Source organism: Pseudomonas sp. JL23 (assembly GCF_056933585.1).
In genome coordinates, this window is sequence record NZ_CM167795.1 from 6,683,734 (window position 1) to 6,702,341 (window position 18,608).

Genomic DNA, 18,608 nt, shown 5'->3' on the forward strand with positions numbered 1-18,608 from the left:
TCGTTTGGAAATACCCCTTCCCGGCTAAAGCCGGTCCCACAAGATCCCTTGCGCAAGGTGTGCTGCAACAAATTGCATCTCTGAAAAATAAACACAGTGGCCCGTGCCACATCAGGAGAGAACATGGCTGTCGATATTTTTATCAAGATCGGTGACATCAAGGGCGAGTCCCAGGACAAGGCCCACAAGGACGAAATCGACGTACTGAACTGGAGCTGGGGCATGAACCAGTCCGGCAACATGCACGTCGGCAGCGGTGGCGGTGCGGGCAAGGTCGAGATTCGCGACCTGTCGATCACCAAGTACGTCGACAAGGCCTCGCCAAACCTGATGATGCATTGCAGCAGCGGCAAGCACATCGACAAGGTCAAGCTGACCGTGCGCAAGGCCGGTGGCGAAAGCCAGGTCGAGTACCTGGTGATCAACCTCGAAGAAGTCATGGTCACCTCCCTGAGCACCGGCGGTTCGGGTAGCGATGATCGCCTGACCGAAACTGTCACCTTGAACTTCGCTCAGGTGCTGGTCGACTACCAGCCACAGAAAGCAGACGGCACCAAGGAAGGCGGCCCGGTCAAATATGGCTGGAACATCCGCTCCAATACCAAGCGCTGATTCGCGTACGCCCCGGTCGTCAACGGCCGGGGCGTTTTTTGCGCCCTTTCGTATTAGAGAGTCTGAGTCATGGCCAAGCCTTCTTTTATCAACCTGTGGAAAGCCTATTCTGATCTGCTGGTGGCCCACCCGGATGCAAAGCCCTGTGACGGCCCTTGGGCAAACCAATGCGCCATTCGCATGAGCATAGCCCTTAACGCCGAGCTGACCGTCAAGGTCAACAAGTCCACCTACACCGAACCCAAATGTGCTCATGGCCACGCCAGAGGCGCGGAGTCACTGGCCAACTGGCTGTGGAAACATCATCTGGGTCGCCCGTTGATCATCGGCGGCTCCGAAGTCGAGCGACGCAAGTTGCAAAACAAGGTCGGCCTGATTTTCTTCAAGGACTGTTTCCAGCAGGCCGGTCAGGCCGCTGAAGACCGCACTGGTGACCACATTGACCTATGGAATCGCGGCCTGACCGTGGGTCGCTTCAGCGACCAGGCCTACCGCTCTCGTGCGGTGTGGTTCTGGGAGTTGGCATGATCAGGTCCTGGCGCAACGCGACCGTAGCCGCAGGCATGCTGGTGAGTCTGTATGCCTGCGCAGATCAACCGGCTGCGCCTGAACAAACTGTCGTTCTGGGTGGACAAAAGCTGACGCTGGAAAATGTCCAGCAACGATGCATCCTGCGCAAGCCCGATCAGAGCGTGCAGCCCCTGGATATGGCCTGGCCCTGCCAGTTCGCCGTCGACAAAAACGGCCAGCCACATATCGAAACTTTCGCAAGCGTACCGATCGTGATCGCGCTGCACGTAGGTGTAGACCCTGAGAACAGCCAATTCTGCCGTTCCGCCTACCGTGCGATCCGCCTGATCAAAGGCCAGTTAGAGCTGTCGGTGGTCTCGCCTAATGCTAGTTGCAATAAAGGCGCGGGCGACCAGAAAGATTACACAGGCGTGTTCCATTGGTAACCGACCTGACCTCTCGCGAACGTCTGCAACCGTCGCTGCTCGACCGGTTGACCGACGACGAGCCCGGCAATCTGCAGGAAGGCAGCGAGAAGCGCGTGCTTTCCCTGAGCCAGCTCAAGGCTTCGGTGCTGCGCGACCTGACCTGGCTGCTCAACACCACGTCCCTGCTCGACGCCGATGCCACGCTCAACACCCCGGCGGGCACTTCAGTGGTCAATTACGGCCTGCCTGCCCTGGCGGGCAACAGCGCGTCGAGTATCGACATCAATGCGCTGGAAGCCCTGATTCACCGCGCCATCGCCACCTTCGAGCCGCGCATCCTGAGGCATACCCTGCGCGTGCGGGCACGGGTAGCGCCGGGTGAGATGAACCACAACGCCTTGAGCTTCGAGATCGAAGGTGATCTGTGGGCGCAGCCGGTGGCCCTGCCGCTGTTGCTGCGCACCGATCTGGATCTGGAGTCCGGGCATGTGCAGGTCGTGCCTGCCGAGCAACGGAGGCGCTCGTGAATCCGCGCCTGCTGGAGCTGTACAACCAGGAACTGCAACACGTGCGCGAAAGCGCTGCCGAGTTTGCCAAGGAATACCCGAAGATCGCCGGGCGCCTGACCCTGTCGGGGCTGGACTGCGCCGACCCCTATGTGGAACGCCTGCTGGAAGGCTTCGCCTACCTGACGGCGCGGGTGCAGCTCAAGCTCGACGCCGAGTACCCGACCTTCACCCATAACCTGCTGGAAATCGCTTATCCGCACTATCTGGCGCCCACGCCGTCGATGACCGTGGTGCAGATGCACGCCGACACCGACGAAGGCTCCCTGAGCAGCGGCTTTACCCTGCCCCGTGACAGCGTGTTGCGCGCGACTCTGGGCCGTGACTCCCAAACCTCCTGCGAGTATCGCACCGCACACCCGGTGACGCTGTGGCCGCTGAAGGTCAGCCAGGCCGAATATTTCGGCAACCCCGCCGCCGTGCTCGGCCGTCTTGCCGCCAGCGAACCCAAGGCCAAGGCCGGGTTACGCATTACCCTGCGTACCGGCGCCGAGCTGCCGTTCAACGCCCTGAGCCTGGACAGCCTGCCGTTCTACCTCAGTGGCAACGACGAACAGCCTTTCCGTTTGTACGAGCAACTGCTCGGCAATGCCTGCGCGGTATTTGCCCGCCAGCCCGGCAGCGACTGGGTCGAGCGCCTGCCCCCGGACGCCCTGCGTGCCTGCGGGTTCGATGACCGCGAAGCGGCTTTACCGGTAGTGCCGCAAGCCTTTCAGGGTTATCGCCTGTTGCAGGAATACTTCGCCCTGCCCCAGCGTTTTCTATTCGTCGAATTCGCCGGACTGTCCCGTGCCGTCCAGCGTTGCACCGGGCAAGAACTGGAATTGATCATCCTGTTCGAACGCTTCGAGCAGGGTCTGGAAAGCAGCGTCGGCGCCGCACAGTTTCTGCCGTTCTGCACCCCGGCGATCAATCTGTTCCCGCGCCGTGTCGACCGCATCCACTTGAGTGATCGGGTCAACGAGCATCATGTGATCGCCGACCGCACCCGCCCGATGGATTTCGAGATTCACTCCCTGACCGGCATCACCGGTCATGGCACCGGACCGGACCAGAGTTTCCTGCCGTTCTACGCGGTACGCGACCCGTCCCGCTATGGCCGCGACAAGGCCTATTACACCTTGCGCCGCGAGCCGCGGGTACTGTCCAGCGAGCAACGCCGCACCGGCACGCGCTCGACTTATGTCGGCAGCGAAACCTTTGTCAGTCTGGTAGACAGCCAACAAGCGCCGTACCGCCACGACTTGCGTCAATTGGGCGTCAGCGCCCTGTGCACCAATCGCGACCTGCCGCTGTTCATGAACATCGGCGGCGGCACCACGGACTTCACTCTGGCTGACAGTGCGCCGGTGTCCTCGGTGCGCTGCGTCGCCGGGCCGAGCCGCCCAAGGGCCAGCCACGCCCATGACAACAAGGCATGGCGCCTGATCAGCCAGTTGTCGCTGAACTACCTGTCCCTGAGCGAACAGGGTCAGGGCGCGGCAGCCTTGCGTGAACTGCTGCGCCTGTACGGCGACAGTCACGATCCGGCCCTGCAACTGCAGATCGAAGGCCTGCGCGAAGTCAGCAGCAAGCCCTGCACACGACGCCTGCCCATGCCCGGCCCGATCGTCTTTGGCCGTGGCCTGGAGATCACCCTGGAATTCGACGAAAACGCTTTCCGTGGCACCGGAGTGTTCCTCCTGGGCGCCGTGTTCGAGCGTTTCCTGACACGTTATGTGTCGATCAACAGCTTTACCGAGACGGTGATACGTACCACCGAACGCGGCGAGATCATGCGATGGAAAGCCAAGCCCGGACGCCGTCCGACCCTGTAGACACATTGACGGCCATGCAGGATCAGCCCTGGGAATATGATTTCTTCCAGGCGCTGCGCCGTATCGAGTGCGAATCGCCAGAGCTGCCGCGCCTGGGCCATTCGCTGCGCCTGAGCGATGACCCGTTGCGCCTCGGCCAACAGCCGGACTGCGCCTTTGCGCCGTCGACACTGGCCTCGATGACGCCCGCCGAAGACGACAAACCGGCGCGTCTGGAACAGTTCTTTTTTGGCCTCGGCGGCCCCAACGGCCCGCTACCGCTGCACATCACCGAGTATGTGCGCGACCGCCAGCGCAACAACGCCGACACCACCAGCAAGCGCTTCCTCGATGTCTTCCACCATCGCCTGTTGAGCCTGTTCTACCGGGCCTGGGCCGAAGCTCGGCCGACCGTCAGCCACGACCGCCCGGATGACGATTACTGGTCCGCGCGCCTGGCCGCCCTGAGCGGACGTGGCATGCCCAGCCTGCTCCAGCACGGCGTAATTCCGGATACCGCCAAGCTGCACTACAGCGGCCATCTGGCGGCGCAAACCCGCTACCCCGACGGCTTGCGCGCCATCCTCAGCCATTACTTCGGCCTGCCGGTGGAAATCGAAGAGTACGTCGGCCAGTGGCTGGAATTACCCGAGCGCAGCCGGGTCGGGCGCGTGGCCCATCAGTTGGGCGTGGATTTTTGCCTGGGCAGTCATGTCTGGGATCGCCAGCACAAATTTCGTATCCGTATCGGTCCGCTCAAGCTCGACGACTACATGGGGCTGTTGCCCGATGGCGAGCCGTTCAAGGAACTGGTGGCCTGGGTCGCCGAGTACCTGGGCCACGAACTGGACTGGGACCTGAACCTGGTTCTGAAACAACCTGAAGTACCAAAATTCCAACTCAACGGGCGCCAGCGGCTGGGTTTCAATACCTGGCTGGGGCAGCCCGCCACTGATGCTGGGGATCTGATTCTGGCCAGGCATTACGCCGATCAAAAGACGGCCGCAGAAGCCACGTCAGCCACACATTCAAGGAGTCATGCACATGGGTGAAATCAGTCGCGCCGCGTTGTTCGGCAAACTCAACAGCGTGGCCTACAAAGCCATCGAAGCGGCCACGGTGTTCTGCAAGCTGCGGGGCAATCCCTACGTCGAACTGGCCCATTGGTTTCACCAAATGCTGCAGTTGCAGGACTCGGACCTGCATCGCATCATCCGCCAGTTCGACGTCGAGCCTGCGCGCCTGGCCCGGGACCTGACCGAAGCGCTGGATCGCCTGCCGCGCGGTTCGACCTCGATCACCGACCTGTCATCCCATGTCGAAGAAGCCGTGGAACGCGGCTGGGTCTACGGCAGCCTGATGTTCGGCGAAAGCCAGGTGCGCACCGGTTACCTGCTGCTCGGCATTCTCAAGACCCCAAGCCTGCGCAATGCGCTGATCGGGCTGTCGGCGGAGTTCAACAAGGTCAAGGTCGAAGCTCTCAGCGAGCGCTTTGACGAATACGTCGGCGATTCACCGGAAAACGCCCTGGGCGCCAGCGACGGTTTCAACGCCGGTGCCGTGCCCGGCGAGGCCAGTGGTGCCATGGCACCCAGCGCCATGGGCAAGCAGGAAGCCCTCAAACGCTTCACCGTGGACCTCACCGAACAGGCGCGCAGCGGCAAGCTCGACCCCATCGTCGGGCGTGACGAGGAAATTCGCCAACTGGTGGATATCCTCATGCGCCGCCGCCAGAACAACCCGATCCTGACCGGTGAGGCCGGTGTCGGCAAAACCGCAGTGGTCGAAGGTTTCGCCCTGCGCATCGTCGCAGGCGACGTACCGCCGGCCCTGAAAGACGTCGAACTGCGCAGCCTCGATGTCGGCCTTTTACAGGCGGGTGCGAGCATGAAAGGCGAGTTCGAACAACGCCTGCGCCAGGTCATCGAAGACGTGCAGGCCTCGCCCAAGCCGATCATTCTGTTCATCGACGAAGCCCATACCCTGGTCGGTGCCGGTGGCGCGGCCGGGACCGGCGATGCCGCCAACCTGCTCAAGCCCGCTCTGGCCCGTGGCACCCTGCGCACCGTCGCCGCCACCACTTGGGCCGAGTACAAGAAGCACATCGAAAAAGACCCGGCCCTGACCCGACGCTTCCAGGTCGTACAGGTCGCCGAACCGTCCGAAGACAAAGCCCTGCTGATGATGCGCGGCGTGGCATCGACCATGGAGCAGCATCACAAGGTACAGGTCCTCGACGAAGCGCTGGAGGCTTCGGTGAAGCTGTCCCACCGCTACATTCCGGCGCGCCAGTTGCCGGACAAATCCGTCAGCCTGCTGGACACCGCCTGCGCCCGTGTCGCCATCAGCCTGCACGCCGTCCCTGCTGAAGTGGACGACAGCCGCCGTCGTATCGAAGCCCTGGAAACCGAACTGCAGATAATTGCTCGCGAAGACGCCATCGGCATCGATATCGGCGCTCGCCGCAACAACAGCGAAGCGCTGCTGGCGGCCGAGCGCGAACGCCTGATCGATCTGGAAAGCCGCTGGGCCGAGGAACGCATACTGGTGGACGAATTGCTCGACGTCCGCGCGCAACTGCGCGAAAGCGTCGGTGTGGTGGACAGCGATGCCGGGGCCGGGCAAAACCAGGCGCTGCGTACCCGACTGGTCGACCTGCAAACCCGCCTCAGCGCCCTGCAAGGCGAGTCGCCGCTGATCCTGCCGACCGTCGACTATCAGGCCGTGGCCTCGGTGGTCGCCGACTGGACCGGGATTCCGGTCGGGCGCATGGCGCGCAACGAACTGGAAACCGTGCTCAAGCTCGATCAGCACCTGATGAAACGCATCATCGGCCAGGATCATGCCCTGCAAATGATCGCCAAGCGCATCCAGACCTCCCGCGCAGGCCTGGATAACCCGAACAAGCCGATTGGTGTGTTCATGCTTGCGGGCACCTCCGGCGTCGGCAAGACCGAAACCGCCCTGGCCCTGGCCGAAGCCATGTATGGCGGCGAGCAGAACGTCATCACCATCAATATGAGCGAATTCCAGGAAGCCCATACCGTCTCCACGCTCAAGGGTGCGCCTCCGGGTTATGTCGGTTATGGCGAAGGCGGCGTGCTGACTGAAGCGGTGCGGCGCAAACCCTACAGCGTGGTGTTGCTCGACGAAGTGGAAAAAGCCCACCCCGACGTGCATGAAATCTTCTTCCAGGTGTTCGACAAGGGCGTCATGGAGGATGGTGAAGGCCGGGTCATCGACTTCAAGAACACCCTGATCCTGCTGACCACCAACGCCGGCACCGAGTTGATTTCTCAACTGTGCCAGGACGCCCACAACGTGCCTGACCCCGAGGTCATCGCCAAGGCCCTGCGCCAGCCGCTGCTGGAAATCTTCCCGCCTGCCCTGCTCGGCCGCCTGGTAACGATCCCGTATTACCCGCTCAGCGACACCATGCTCAAGGCCATCACCCGCCTGCAACTGGACCGCATCAAGAAGCGCGTGGAAAACACCCACAAGGTGGCATTCGACTACGACGATGCCGTGCTCGACCTGATCGTCTCGCGCTGCACCGAAACCGAGAGCGGCGGACGAATGATCGATACCCTGCTGACCAACACCCTGCTGCCGGACATGAGCCGCGAATTCCTGACCCGCATGCTGGAAGGCAAGGCCATGGCCAGCGTGCGCATCGGTGAACAGAACGGCGAGTTTCATTATCAGTTTGCTGATGCCTGAGGTGTGGGAGCGAGCAGGCGGCGATCCGACTTGCCCGCGAAGAACGATGACGCGATGGATCTGAATTACCGCGCCGCCCTTTTCGCGGGCAAGCCACGCTCCCACAATTGAAATAATGAGAACCCCCCATGGCCTTCACCCAATCCACCCGCCAGACCAAGATAACCAGCCCCCTGGGCCCGGATGTTCTGCTGCTCAAATCCATGACCGGCCACGACGAGCTGGGGCGATTGTACGAGTACGACCTGCAACTGACGTCCGCCGATGGCGCCATCGATCTCAATCAGTTGCTGGGCAAACCCATGAGCCTGTCGCTGAAGCTGGCCGATGGCAGTGAGCGTTATTTTCATGGCCTGGTCGCCCGCTGCAGCCAGGGCGTCAATCGCGGTCAGTTCGCCAGTTATCAGGCAACGCTGCGGCCATGGCTATGGCTGCTGAGCCGCACCTCCGATTGCCGGATTTTCCAGAACCTGACCATTCCGCAGATCATCAAGCAGGTATTCCGTGACCTGGGCTTCTCTGACTTCGAAGAGTCCCTGAGCCGCCCGTATCGCGAGTGGGAATACTGCGTGCAGTATCGCGAGACCAGCTTCGCCTTCGTCAGCCGCCTGATGGAGCAGGAGGGCATCTACTACTACTTCCGCCATGAGCAGGATCGCCACGTACTGGTGCTGGCCGATGCCTACGGCGCCCATCACAGCGCCCCCGGCTATGCCTCGGTGCCGTATTTTCCGCCGGACGAGCAACAACGCGAGCGCGACCATATCGATAACTGGCAGTTGGCCCAGCAGGTGTTGCCCGGCTCGCTTGAGCTCAATGACTACGACTTCCAGCGCCCGTCGGCGCAGATCAATGTGCGTTCGGCCATCCCGCGCCCGCACAGCGCGGCGGACTATCCGCTCTACGATTACCCCGGCACCTACGTGCAGGACAAAGACGGCGAACACTACGCCCGCACCCGCATCGAAGCCCTGCACAGCGAACACGAACGCGTCGCCCTGAGCGGGAATGCCCGGGGCATCGGTGCCGGGCATCTGTTCAGCATGACCGGCTTCGGCCGCGAGGATCAGAACCGCGAATACCTGATCGTGCGTGCCGACTACAGCCTCACTCAGGAGTCCCTGGAAACCGGTGACGTTGGCAGCGGCGCGCAATTCAACAGCCAGCTCAGTTGCATCGACGCGCAACAAAGCTTCCGCCCTCAGCCCAACACTTCACGGCCCATCGTTCAGGGCCCGCAGACCGCGTTGGTCGTAGGCCCTAAAGGCGAGGAAATATGGACCGATCAATTTGGCCGGGTGAAGGTGCATTTCCATTGGGATCGTCACGACCAGTCCAATGAAAACAGCTCGTGCTGGATTCGCGTGTCACAGGCCTGGGCGGGCAAGAACTGGGGCTCGATGCAGATTCCGCGTATCGGCCAGGAAGTCATTGTCAGCTTCCTCGAAGGCGACCCCGACCGGCCGATCATCACCGGCAGGGTCTACAACGCCGAGCAGACCGTGCCCTACGACCTGCCTGCCAATGCGACCCAGAGCGGCATGAAGAGCCGTTCGAGCAAAGGCGGCAGCCCGGCGAATTTCAACGAGATTCGCATGGAAGACAAGAAGGGCGTCGAGCAGCTGTATATCCACGCCGAGCGCAATCAGGACATCGTGGTCGAGGTCGATGAAAGCCATTCGGTGGGGCATGACCGCAGCAAAAACGTGGGCCATGACGAACGGGTCACCATCGGCAACAGCCGGGTGCGCGTGGTCAAGATGGAGGACGTGCTGGCGGTCGGCAAAAGCAAGACCGACAGCATCAGCCAGAGCTACCTGATCGAAGTCGGCGAGAACCTGCGCCTGGTCTGTGGGCAGAGCGTGCTGGAGCTTAACGCCAGCGGCCAGATCAATCTGAGCGGTGTGCAGATCAGCTTCTATGCCAGTGGTGACGCGCAGTTCAACACCGGCGGCGTACTCCATCTGAACAACGGCAACGGTCCGGATGCCACGCCTGAAGGCCAGGGCGTCAAGGCAAGCATTGATGCCAGCGTCGCCGCCGCCTTTCCCAAGCCCCAGTAACGAGACGCCAGCACCATGACTTACCGTATCAACGAACTGCAATTGCAGTTGCCCGACAGCGAACTGCAGGACGCCTCGATCAACATTCTCAAGTTCGCGGCTCTGGGTACTTCGCTGATCATCAGCCGCAGCCAGCTGGCGGACGGTGAAACCCTGCACAGCAACTTCGACGCGCAAATCAAGCGTCTGGAGCAGCAAGTCCAGGCCTTGCGTTATCAACCCCGCCAGGACGTTCGCCTTGGCGCCGATCAGGCGATCGAGGCCATCGAATTGCGCAGCCAGTTCAGCAAAGGCTCGGAGAATGTCTTCCAGTTTCAGCTGGCCTTTATCTTGCCCGGCACCCGCACGATGCTGGCCCTGAGTTATGTGAAGGCGCACCCCTTGGGCGATCTCGAAAGCGCTCATTGGGCCACGCTCAAACAGACTCTGACCCTCGCGTGACGGGCATCCGGCTGATGAGCGCCACGCGTGTCTGACGCACTCTGGGCCGCCCGCCTGGGCGACGGGCTCGAACACACCTCGATGATGGCCGACATCCTCGGCGGCGTACTCGAAGTGGCGGCCAACGTGGCCATTGGCACGCTGGCGACCATGGCCGTGGTCGCCGCAACGGGTATCACGGTTGCCACCGGCGGCCTGGGTGCCTGTGTGCTGGGCGCGGTAGTCGGCCTGATCGTCGGTGTGGTCATGAGCAAGACCGGCGCCGACAAGGGCTTGAGCCAGATGTGCGAGGACATAGCCAATGGCCTGTTTCCGCCGACGGTACAGGCAACGATCCTGACTGGCTCCACCGACACCCTGATCAACTCCACGCCGGCAGCGCGAGCGGCGGGAACTGCGCCGCCTGCTGCAGCCGCTGCGCACGACTCGGTGGAACCTGCGCCGAGCGAACAGCAAGAACCCGGCTATCTCGACATGGCCAAGGGTTTTTTCGCCCAGATGTGGCGCCCTACCGTAGCCTCACCGGCGCCGGGCAGCGTGCCCAAGCCGCTGGATCTGGTCACCTGCCTGAAACACCCGCCGATGCCGCCGCAGTTTCTTGCCGAAGGCTCGGAAAAAGTCGCAATCAATGGCCAGCCCGCAGTGCGCAGCGGCGACCGCAGTACGTGCGAAGCGAAAGTGGTGTCGTCAGGGCTGATCTCGCCGGATGTGACCATCGGCGGCGGCAAAGTGGTGGTGCGCGAGATTCGCAGCGGCAAGACACCCGGCGTGGGCCTGGCAATCAGCGCGCTGATGATGCTCAAAGGCAACAAAGGCAAATTCATCGCCAACCTGCCGTGCATGCTGCTGGGGATGGTGAATGGTTTTGTCGTAGGCCAGGCGACGGGCGCGCTGACCCAAGCCATTGTCGGCTCGCCCAACCCGGTGCACGCCGCGACCGGCGCCAAGGTGCTGGGTGGCGGTGATGAACTGGATTTCGTCCTGCCCGGCGTAATGCCCATCGAATGGCAACGCTTCTACAACAGCCGTGACGAACGCACGGACGGGCTGTTCGGCGCGGGCTGGAGCGTGGCTTACGAAGTGCAGGTGCTGATCCGGCCCCATGCCGAGGGCGGCGAATCACTGATCTATATCGACGAACAGGCACGGCGTATCGATATGGGCGCGATCCCTTTGGGAGGCGCCGTATTCAGTGCAGGTGAAGGCCTGAGCGTGCGCCGTCACGGCAATGGCCAGCTGTTAATCGAGAGCGATGACGGCCTGTATCGCTTGTTCGACGTCAGCCCGCTGGACCCGTCGCTGTTGCGCCTGAGCCAGTTGGGCGATCGCAACGATAACCGCATCTACCTCGATTATGACGACACCGGTCGCCTGCTGCGCCTGCGTGACACCTTCGATAGCGTGCAGGCCGAGTTGCTCTATAGCGCCCGCTGGCCGAACCGGGTCGAACGTATCGAACGCCTGTATGCCGATGGCCTGCGCGAAGTCCTGAGCAGCTATCACTACGATGCCGTTGGCGATCTGGCCCAGGTTGCGGATGCCAGCGGTCAGGTACAGCGGCGTTTTGCCTATGATCATGGGCGGCGCATGGTCGAGCATCAACTCCCCACGGGGCTGCGCTGCTTCTATGCCTGGGCACTGGTCGAGAATCTCGAATGGCGTGTCGTCCGTCACTGGACCGATGACGGCGAAGAGTACGTTTTCGACTATGACCTCGAGGCTGGCATTACGTGGATCACCGACGGCCTGAAACGGCTCAGCTCGCGGCGCTGGGATGCACAGCATCAGATCACCGAATACCGCGATAACCTCGGGCAGACCTGGCAGTTCGTCTGGAACGACGAACGCCAATTGCTCGGCAGCACTGACCCTCAGGGCGGACAATACACCCTCGCCTACGACGAGGCGGGCAACCTGAGCGAGACCGTTGACCCGCTGGGTCGCCGTGAATCGACCCTGTGGCTAGAGCACTGGGCACTGCCCTTGATGGAGACCGACGCCGCTGGCAACAGCTGGCAGTACCGCTACGACACGCGTGGCAACTGCACCAGGGAAACCGATCCTCTTGGCCAGATCACCCGCTATCGCTACGACGCCCACGGCCAGGTCGTGGAGATCATCGACGCCAGCGGCAAAAGTAATCACCTGAAGTGGAACGACGCTGGCCAATTGGTCGAACATCTCGACTGTTCGGGCTACCCGACGCGCTTCGGCTATGACCATCACGGTTATTTGCAGGTGGTCACCGACGCTCTGGGCGAACGTACCCGATATGAGCACGACGCTCAGGGCCGCCTGCTGTATCGGCAATTGCCCGATGGCCGCAGCGAGCACTATCAGCGCGATCACAGCGGTCTGCTGACCGGCTACACCGACCCCGCCGGGCAAACCACCGGTTATCACTACGACCACCGCGGCCAGGTGCGTCAGCGCATCGATGCCCAGGGTCGGCAGGTGCAATTCAGCTACGACGCCTACGGCCGCTTGCAGGCCTTGAGCAACGAGAACAACGAACAGTATTGCTTCGTCTGGGACGTCGCAGACCAGTTGATCGAACAGCAGGACCTGGATGGCAGCGCCAGGCACTATGGCTATGACCCGCTGGGCGGCGTGATACGGGTCGAGCATCTGCCCGCCCCCGATGCCAAAGCTACCGCCCCTATCGTGCATGAGCTGGAGCGCGATGCTGTCGGTCGGCTGCAGGCCAAAATCACCGGTGACGGCCGCACTGATTTCCAACTCGACCCGCTGGACCAACTGACCGCAGCGGTCTTTATCGCCCCTGACGGTCAACAGCAGCAACTGGGCTTTGTCTACGACGCCCTTGGCCAGTTGCGTGAGGAACAAAGCGCTTCGGGCAGCCTGGCCCACCATTATGACGAACTGGGCAATCTGATTCAGACTCAGTTGCCCGATAGCCGCTGGCTGAATCGGCTGTATTACGGCAGCGGCCATCTGCACCAGATCAATCTCGACGGCCAGGTCATCAGCGACTTCGAACGCGACCGCCTGCATCGCGAAGTGCTGCGCACTCAGGGCCGACTCGGCACCCGCAGCCAATACGACCGCAGCGGCCGCCTGCGCGCCCGTCTTTGCCGTCCCATCGGGCAACCGGCTACCCTTCCAGCCCAGGCCCAGAGCGATTACGAATACGACCCGGCCGACAACCTCATCGCCCGCCTGCAACGCCAGAACCGCGCGCCCCACGACCGCCGTCAGGTCATGGGCTACGACGCCACCGGTCGCATCATCGCCAGCCTGGACGGCTTGACCGGCCACAGCGAAACCTTCATCTATGATGCCGCCGCCAACCTGCTCGACGGCCCGGCGCTGGGCGCCGGGCGCGTGCTGCACAACCGCCTGCTGACCTGGCAGGACAAACGCTATGAGTACGACGGCTTTGGCCGGATGAGCGAAAAACGCAGCAGCCGTCACGGTCTGCAGCATTTCAGCTATGACGCCGAACACCGGCTCAAGGAAGTACGCAATCAGAACGGCCACAGCGTACGCATGACCTACGACCCGCTGGGGCGGCGCGTCGCCAAGGCCGAATACGACGCCAACGGCCTGCTGCTCGGCGAAACCCGTTTCACCTGGGACGGCCTGCGCCTGTTGCAGGAACACCGCCACAGCCAAACCAGCCTGTATCTCTACGCCGACGACAACTACGAGCCCCTGGCCCGGGTCGACGGCATTGGCGATCAGCAGAAGATTCGCTACTACCACAACGACCTCAACGGCCTGCCCGCACAACTCACCGAAAGCGACGGCCACACCGTCTGGCAGGCGCGCTATCAGGTCTGGGGCAATACTCTGGAAGAGGTACGCGAAGCCTATTTCATCGAAGACCAGAACCTGCGCTTTCAGGGCCAATACCTGGACCGGGAAACGGGCCTGCACTTCAACACCTTCCGCTTCTACGACCCGGATATCGGCCGCTTCACCACCCCGGACCCGATAGGGCTGGCGGGCGGGATAAATTTGTATACGTATGCGCCGAATCCGATTGGGTGGGTGGATCCGTGGGGGTGGAGTTGCAGCTCTTCGATCAACCGCCGCATCAAGAGCATGCGCGGCAAAGGCTATCAGGACCATCACATCATCAGTGACAAGCATGCCAGCACTAAAAATCATCCGCTGCTGAAACTGGCGGGCTTCGATCTGCAAAGCAGGCAGAACAAAATCTTCCTGCCCAACAAGGCGCAATCGATGGTTGATTCACGCAGATCCATTCATGAAGGGCGGCACGTGGGTAGGGTGAGCGAGAACCTGTCTGAAAAAATGTCCGCTGCACAGCGTATGGGTCAGGCCAAAAACTGGAACCAGCAGCAATACCGACAATCTCTGGACAAGATAATATCCAATGAGCGTCAGCTGCTGCGCTCAGGTGAAAGGCAGCTTAATAAGACAGCCCGACCGGGGGCTTATTATGACTAGAGGAACAGAAATGATTTTAAGCTGGAAGGCACCCATCGACTACAACGAGAACCTGATCGGCTCTTACGATGTTGAAAAAGGCTCGTATGAAACCCGAGGTTCCAATTTCAACTATTTGTCGTTGTCAGCGGGCGAGCGCTATCCAGCAAGCATGGATAAACCGAGCATTTTCTTTAACTGCCCGGCCAGTAAACTCTCCAGCCTCGACTGCCTGTGGTTACTGGGCGGGGCCCCTCTAATCAGCGCAAGGCTTGCTAGCTTCCTTCAAGAGCAGGCAGCACAGGAGCTTGAGTTGATTCGGCCAAAAGCCATCCTTGCCGCCGGGTCTGATGTCGCTGAAACTTTTTTTGTTTTAAATGCCATCACCAAGGCAAGTGTCGTGGATCAGCAGCGCTCTGACGCCGAACGGGATGAAGAGGGAGATATCATCTACTTTAATAAAATTTACTTCACAGACAACGAAGCGCAGGTTCCCACGGTAGCCAGAGATACGCTGTCCCATGATTTGCTGATCTCTCAAACCCTCGCAGATAAAATCATCATCGCAGGATTCAAAGGTGATAAAGGCCTGGGTTTCTATAGCGTCGACCGCAGATTTGTTCCTTACAAACACCAGGCCTGAACTCAAGGACTCACACTCAGATAAGCCAGCGCTAGATGACACTTCGCCGCCCGCTGCAGGTCCTTGTCCTAGACCTCGGCAAGGTGCGTCAGGTCGAGATTGTCCTCGATGTCTTCGATCTTGGGGACCAATGCGAAACCTTCTGGGGCAATACTCTGGAGTACGCGAAGCCTATTCATCGAAGAACAGAACCTGCGCCTTCAAGGCCAATATCTGGACCGGGAAACGGGCCTGCGCTTCAACACCTTCCGCTTCTACGACCCGGATATCGGCCGCTTCACCACCCCGGACCCGATAGGGTTGGCGGGCGGGATCAATCTGTATGCGTATGCGCCGAATCCGATTGGGTGGGTGGATCCGTGGGGGTGGTGCTCGCAAAGACTGGGTCGAAACTTGAAAAACCGACCCAAAAACTCAGCCGCCCACCACATCGTCGGAGATACCTCAGCAAGAGCCGATGTGGCCCGGCAAATATTGAAGAAGCACAAGATCGACGTAGACTCTGCCGAAAATGGCGTATGGCTGCCAAATAGAAAAAACACTGACAACCTGCCTGGATCCTGCACAACGGGAAACATCCAAACACGTACTTTGACGCAGTGAACAACCGAATAATTGATGCAGATCTCGCGGGTGGGAAACAGGGCGTACTCAGTGAGCTCAAACAGCTGAAACTTGAGTTGGGCACTGCGCCCCGAACTTCATCGTGGTCGACCGTAATTAACTAGGTGATATCGTGCCCCACATTTTTCAGCCCGCCGGTGACGAAAAACTACGCAGCTTTGTTTTTGCCGACTCCCAGAATCCCGCCCTGGACTGGGAAGACAGTTACGCGCCTTTGCTGGCAGGTAGCTTTGGCAAAAGCCTTGATACGCGGCTCGTGCCCCTCAACCTCATCCTGAACCCTGACGAAAAGCGCAAAAAAGGACCGGGAGACATCGTGCCCATGGGTTCGTATTCGCTGATGATCTTTTCGGCGAAAGCAAAGGAATGTATGGAGTCGGCGCTCAACGGCCATGGTCAGTTTGTCGTAACCAGCGCAGCGACTCCTGGCTTTTTTGGATTCCATGTCACCACGGTACTGGCCGGTGCAGTCATCTGGGAAAAGTCCAGATACAGGGACCTGGAAAACGGCGCGCGCATACTTTACCGGCCCGTCTTGCGACGAGAAGCGGTCAAAGACGCCTATATATTCATGCTCGAAGAGAGCCAGTTACGCCTTTACGTATCAGAGCAATTCTTGCGCGACTGCCAAGCCTATGGCCTGAACGGTATAGATGCTCAAGCATCACAGGGTATTGAAACGGCTTGAGTCTGGTGATCCGTGCGTCAGCAATAGCGATTCATCCGGCAGCAGTCAAATACCTCAACGCCCGATGATACTTCGCCGCCCGCTGCAGGTCCTTGTCCTGAATCTCGGCAAGACGGGTCAGATCGAGGTTGTCCTTGATGTCTTCGATCTTGACCTTGCGGGCCAAGGCGTTGGGCCTGATGCGCTCGATAAAGTCCTCGTACGACTCGCCATCACGTTTTGACAGGCAATCAATCGCCGCCACGGCCGCCTCGGAAATACCCAGCGCACGCAGATCGTCGAGGGTGACATCACCGTCTTCCACTACATCGTGCAAGACGCTGACGATTTGTTCGTCTGTTTGATCAAATTTCAGCATCAGACGCAGCGGATGCAGGATGTAAGGCTTGCCGGACTTATCCACTTGCCCGGCATGAACGCGGCAAGCGAGGGCAACGGCAGCATCAAGAATATTCATTAAACACCTAAGGCATTGGCGGGCACGAAGTCCGGGTCGGCGAGTTTGTCTGCCACGATCAAAGCGGTACGCAGCAGTTAAATTGCCGTACCACGATTGGTCCCCGGCTGGACGATAAGCAACTGGTCAAGCTCTCTCCTTCTGCAGCGCTCTACAAACTCCAGGGCAATCGTCAAATCTCGCTGAAAAAGCTCAAAGGTAGCGCGGTCAATTTCGTAATACTCCTCATAGTCAACCATGCCATTGCTTACGGGTATCGAGACATAAAACTTGCCCGACGTCTCCTCTATACCAATGGAGAACATATGCTCGCGGCTTACGAATACGTCATTGAATTTCATGTCTGCCTCTAAAAGACCAATGGGTTCCAGCTGAACTGTGACGGGTTGATGGCCCCTGCATCAATCACCGCCTCGCTGCTACCGTCGGGGAGTTTACCGCCAGGTATCCAGAATTCGTTGGCGCCCGCTTCTCTGCCAGAAGGAATGCGCAGGTTCAAATCACGTGGGGCCGGTATGTCGATACGTACCAATGTAGAGGTTTCCAGAGCATTGTCCGGCAGGCCCAGGGCTTTTTCCAAGGCGCGCTTGTCGCCGTTGGTCCTGGCCAAAAGTTGATCCGCTTCATGCTTGGGCACGATGAAAGACGTGCCATCGCGCTGACCTATTCCGTACTTATCGAGATTAGCCTTGGTCATGAACCGAGAGGCACCTTTGTCGAATTGTGCGAGATGGTCCGATACATAGGCCGGTTCAAGATACTCGGCAGCATCGGGTCGCGAAGCCTTGGGCATGGCCAGAATGTCAGCCTCGGTGACGCCCGGTTTGAATTTCGGTACCGGGACCTCGGCGGCATTACCCAACTTCGCCAGCTTCGGCCCCATCCCCAGCAACGCCATGCCCGCCACGCCTTGCAGCAGGTCGCGATAGCCCGGCCCCAGCCGGTCACCCAGGTCGCCCAACAGCGCCATGCCTGCCATGGTGGCAACGCCGATCGCCAGGGCCGACAGCAGCGCCGCCGCCCCGGCCATGGCCGCCAATACTAGCGCACCACCCGCCGCCAGCAGGCCCAGGGCTTCCAGGCCGGTATGCAGCCACCCCTCGATGTCCAGCACAAAGGCCACGGCGAGGGTCGGCCCGCCGATAAAAGTATTCGGGCTACCGGTCTTGATATGGGCGCCGCAGACCATCTTGCTGTGCAGGCGCGCGGCAGGCTTGCCATTGATATAGACGGTGGCGCTACCTTCGGCGATCAACACCGGGAACGGCCACATCGGATGGTTCAGTGGCAGGCCGCTGCACGCTGCCGAGATGTCCGCCCCGGCGCGCATGGCATTGCGGCTGTTGATATAGACGTCGAAGCTGCCTCTTATCAGTACACCCGTGGTGGGTTCGGGAAGACTGAATATGGTGCTCAGACCCTTGATGATCTGGAACATCGACAGACCGCCTGCGGCAATTGAGCCGGCCATGATCGCCAGCGCTACGCCACCAGTGGCAACCGTCGCAGCCACTACAGCCGCACCGATCAAGGCTCCGGCCACCGCGCCAGCCACCATCGCTGCCACGCCGAAGCCGTGGGCTATTTCATCGCCAAGACGGGCCGCTGCCTGAAGATCCATGAGCTGTATTTATCCGAGCGGTA

Annotated in this window: 15 protein-coding genes and 1 pseudogene; 13 read left to right on the forward strand and 3 right to left on the reverse strand. The window is 60.6% G+C overall.

Features of this window, described 5'->3' with window-relative positions:
• The first annotated feature begins 123 nt into the window (after positions 1 to 123).
• The 13 genes and pseudogenes from AC1Z24_RS30570 (at position 124) to AC1Z24_RS30630 (ending at position 16,507) form a co-directional block, all read left to right on the forward strand.
• Positions 124 to 612, forward strand: coding sequence for an Hcp family type VI secretion system effector (locus AC1Z24_RS30570; RefSeq protein WP_483743948.1), 489 nt, complete (start codon positions 124 to 126; stop codon positions 610 to 612).
• A gap of 69 nt (positions 613 to 681) precedes the next feature.
• Positions 682 to 1,140, forward strand: coding sequence for a type VI secretion system amidase effector protein Tae4 (locus AC1Z24_RS30575; RefSeq protein WP_483743949.1), 459 nt, complete (start codon positions 682 to 684; stop codon positions 1,138 to 1,140).
• A 35-nt stretch (positions 1,141 to 1,175) separates the two neighbouring features.
• On the forward strand, positions 1,176 to 1,568 hold the full coding sequence (locus AC1Z24_RS30580; protein WP_483743950.1) for a hypothetical protein: 393 nt from the start codon (positions 1,176 to 1,178) through the stop codon (positions 1,566 to 1,568).
• Entirely contained in the window at positions 1,562 to 2,077 is a 516-nt protein-coding gene (gene tssE / locus AC1Z24_RS30585) for a type VI secretion system baseplate subunit TssE (RefSeq protein WP_483743951.1), read from the forward strand. The genes AC1Z24_RS30580 and tssE overlap by 7 nt, the downstream gene beginning before the upstream one ends.
• Complete coding sequence (gene tssF, locus AC1Z24_RS30590) at positions 2,074 to 3,933, forward strand: type VI secretion system baseplate subunit TssF (RefSeq protein WP_483743952.1); 1,860 nt, start codon at positions 2,074 to 2,076, stop codon at positions 3,931 to 3,933. The genes tssE and tssF overlap by 4 nt, the downstream gene beginning before the upstream one ends.
• A complete protein-coding gene (gene tssG, locus AC1Z24_RS30595) occupies positions 3,897 to 4,964 on the forward strand; it encodes a type VI secretion system baseplate subunit TssG (protein WP_483743953.1) in 1,068 nt (355 codons plus the stop codon). Before tssF ends, tssG begins: the two co-directional genes overlap by 37 nt.
• Positions 4,957 to 7,632, forward strand: coding sequence for a type VI secretion system ATPase TssH (gene tssH / locus AC1Z24_RS30600; protein WP_483743954.1), 2,676 nt, complete (start codon positions 4,957 to 4,959; stop codon positions 7,630 to 7,632). The genes tssG and tssH overlap by 8 nt, the downstream gene beginning before the upstream one ends.
• Before the next feature lie 128 nt (positions 7,633 to 7,760).
• Complete coding sequence (locus AC1Z24_RS30605; protein WP_483743955.1) at positions 7,761 to 9,695, forward strand: type VI secretion system Vgr family protein; 1,935 nt, start codon at positions 7,761 to 7,763, stop codon at positions 9,693 to 9,695.
• 15 nt (positions 9,696 to 9,710) lie between these two features.
• Positions 9,711 to 10,136 (forward strand): DcrB-related protein, encoded by a 426-nt coding sequence (locus AC1Z24_RS30610; protein ID WP_483743956.1) that lies wholly within the window; start codon positions 9,711 to 9,713, stop codon positions 10,134 to 10,136.
• Positions 10,137 to 10,163: 27 nt separating this feature from the next.
• The gene (locus AC1Z24_RS30615; RefSeq protein ID WP_483743957.1) at positions 10,164 to 14,573 is read left to right on the forward strand and encodes an RHS repeat-associated core domain-containing protein; all 4,410 of its coding nucleotides are present in this window, start codon (positions 10,164 to 10,166) and stop codon (positions 14,571 to 14,573) included.
• 10 nt (positions 14,574 to 14,583) lie between these two features.
• Positions 14,584 to 15,195, forward strand: a complete 612-nt coding sequence (locus tag AC1Z24_RS30620) for a hypothetical protein (protein ID WP_483743958.1) — start codon at positions 14,584 to 14,586, stop codon at positions 15,193 to 15,195.
• A gap of 143 nt (positions 15,196 to 15,338) precedes the next feature.
• Positions 15,339 to 15,678 (forward strand): annotated as a pseudogene (locus AC1Z24_RS30625) (RHS repeat-associated core domain-containing protein); the annotation flags it as partial.
• A gap of 253 nt (positions 15,679 to 15,931) precedes the next feature.
• On the forward strand, positions 15,932 to 16,507 hold the full coding sequence (locus tag AC1Z24_RS30630) for a hypothetical protein (RefSeq protein WP_483743959.1): 576 nt from the start codon (positions 15,932 to 15,934) through the stop codon (positions 16,505 to 16,507).
• Between the two features lie 31 nt (positions 16,508 to 16,538).
• Here the strand turns inward: AC1Z24_RS30630 and AC1Z24_RS30635 are convergent, their stop codons facing one another.
• The 3 genes from AC1Z24_RS30635 to AC1Z24_RS30645 form a co-directional block, all read right to left on the reverse strand.
• The gene (locus AC1Z24_RS30635; protein WP_483743960.1) at positions 16,539 to 16,964 is read right to left on the reverse strand and encodes a GTP pyrophosphokinase; all 426 of its coding nucleotides are present in this window, start codon (positions 16,962 to 16,964) and stop codon (positions 16,539 to 16,541) included.
• Between the two features lie 77 nt (positions 16,965 to 17,041).
• On the reverse strand, positions 17,042 to 17,305 hold the full coding sequence (locus AC1Z24_RS30640; protein ID WP_483743961.1) for a hypothetical protein: 264 nt from the start codon (positions 17,303 to 17,305) through the stop codon (positions 17,042 to 17,044).
• An 8-nt stretch (positions 17,306 to 17,313) separates the two neighbouring features.
• On the reverse strand, positions 17,314 to 18,585 hold the full coding sequence (locus AC1Z24_RS30645; protein WP_483743962.1) for a PAAR domain-containing protein: 1,272 nt from the start codon (positions 18,583 to 18,585) through the stop codon (positions 17,314 to 17,316).
• Positions 18,586 to 18,608: the final 23 nt, after the last annotated feature.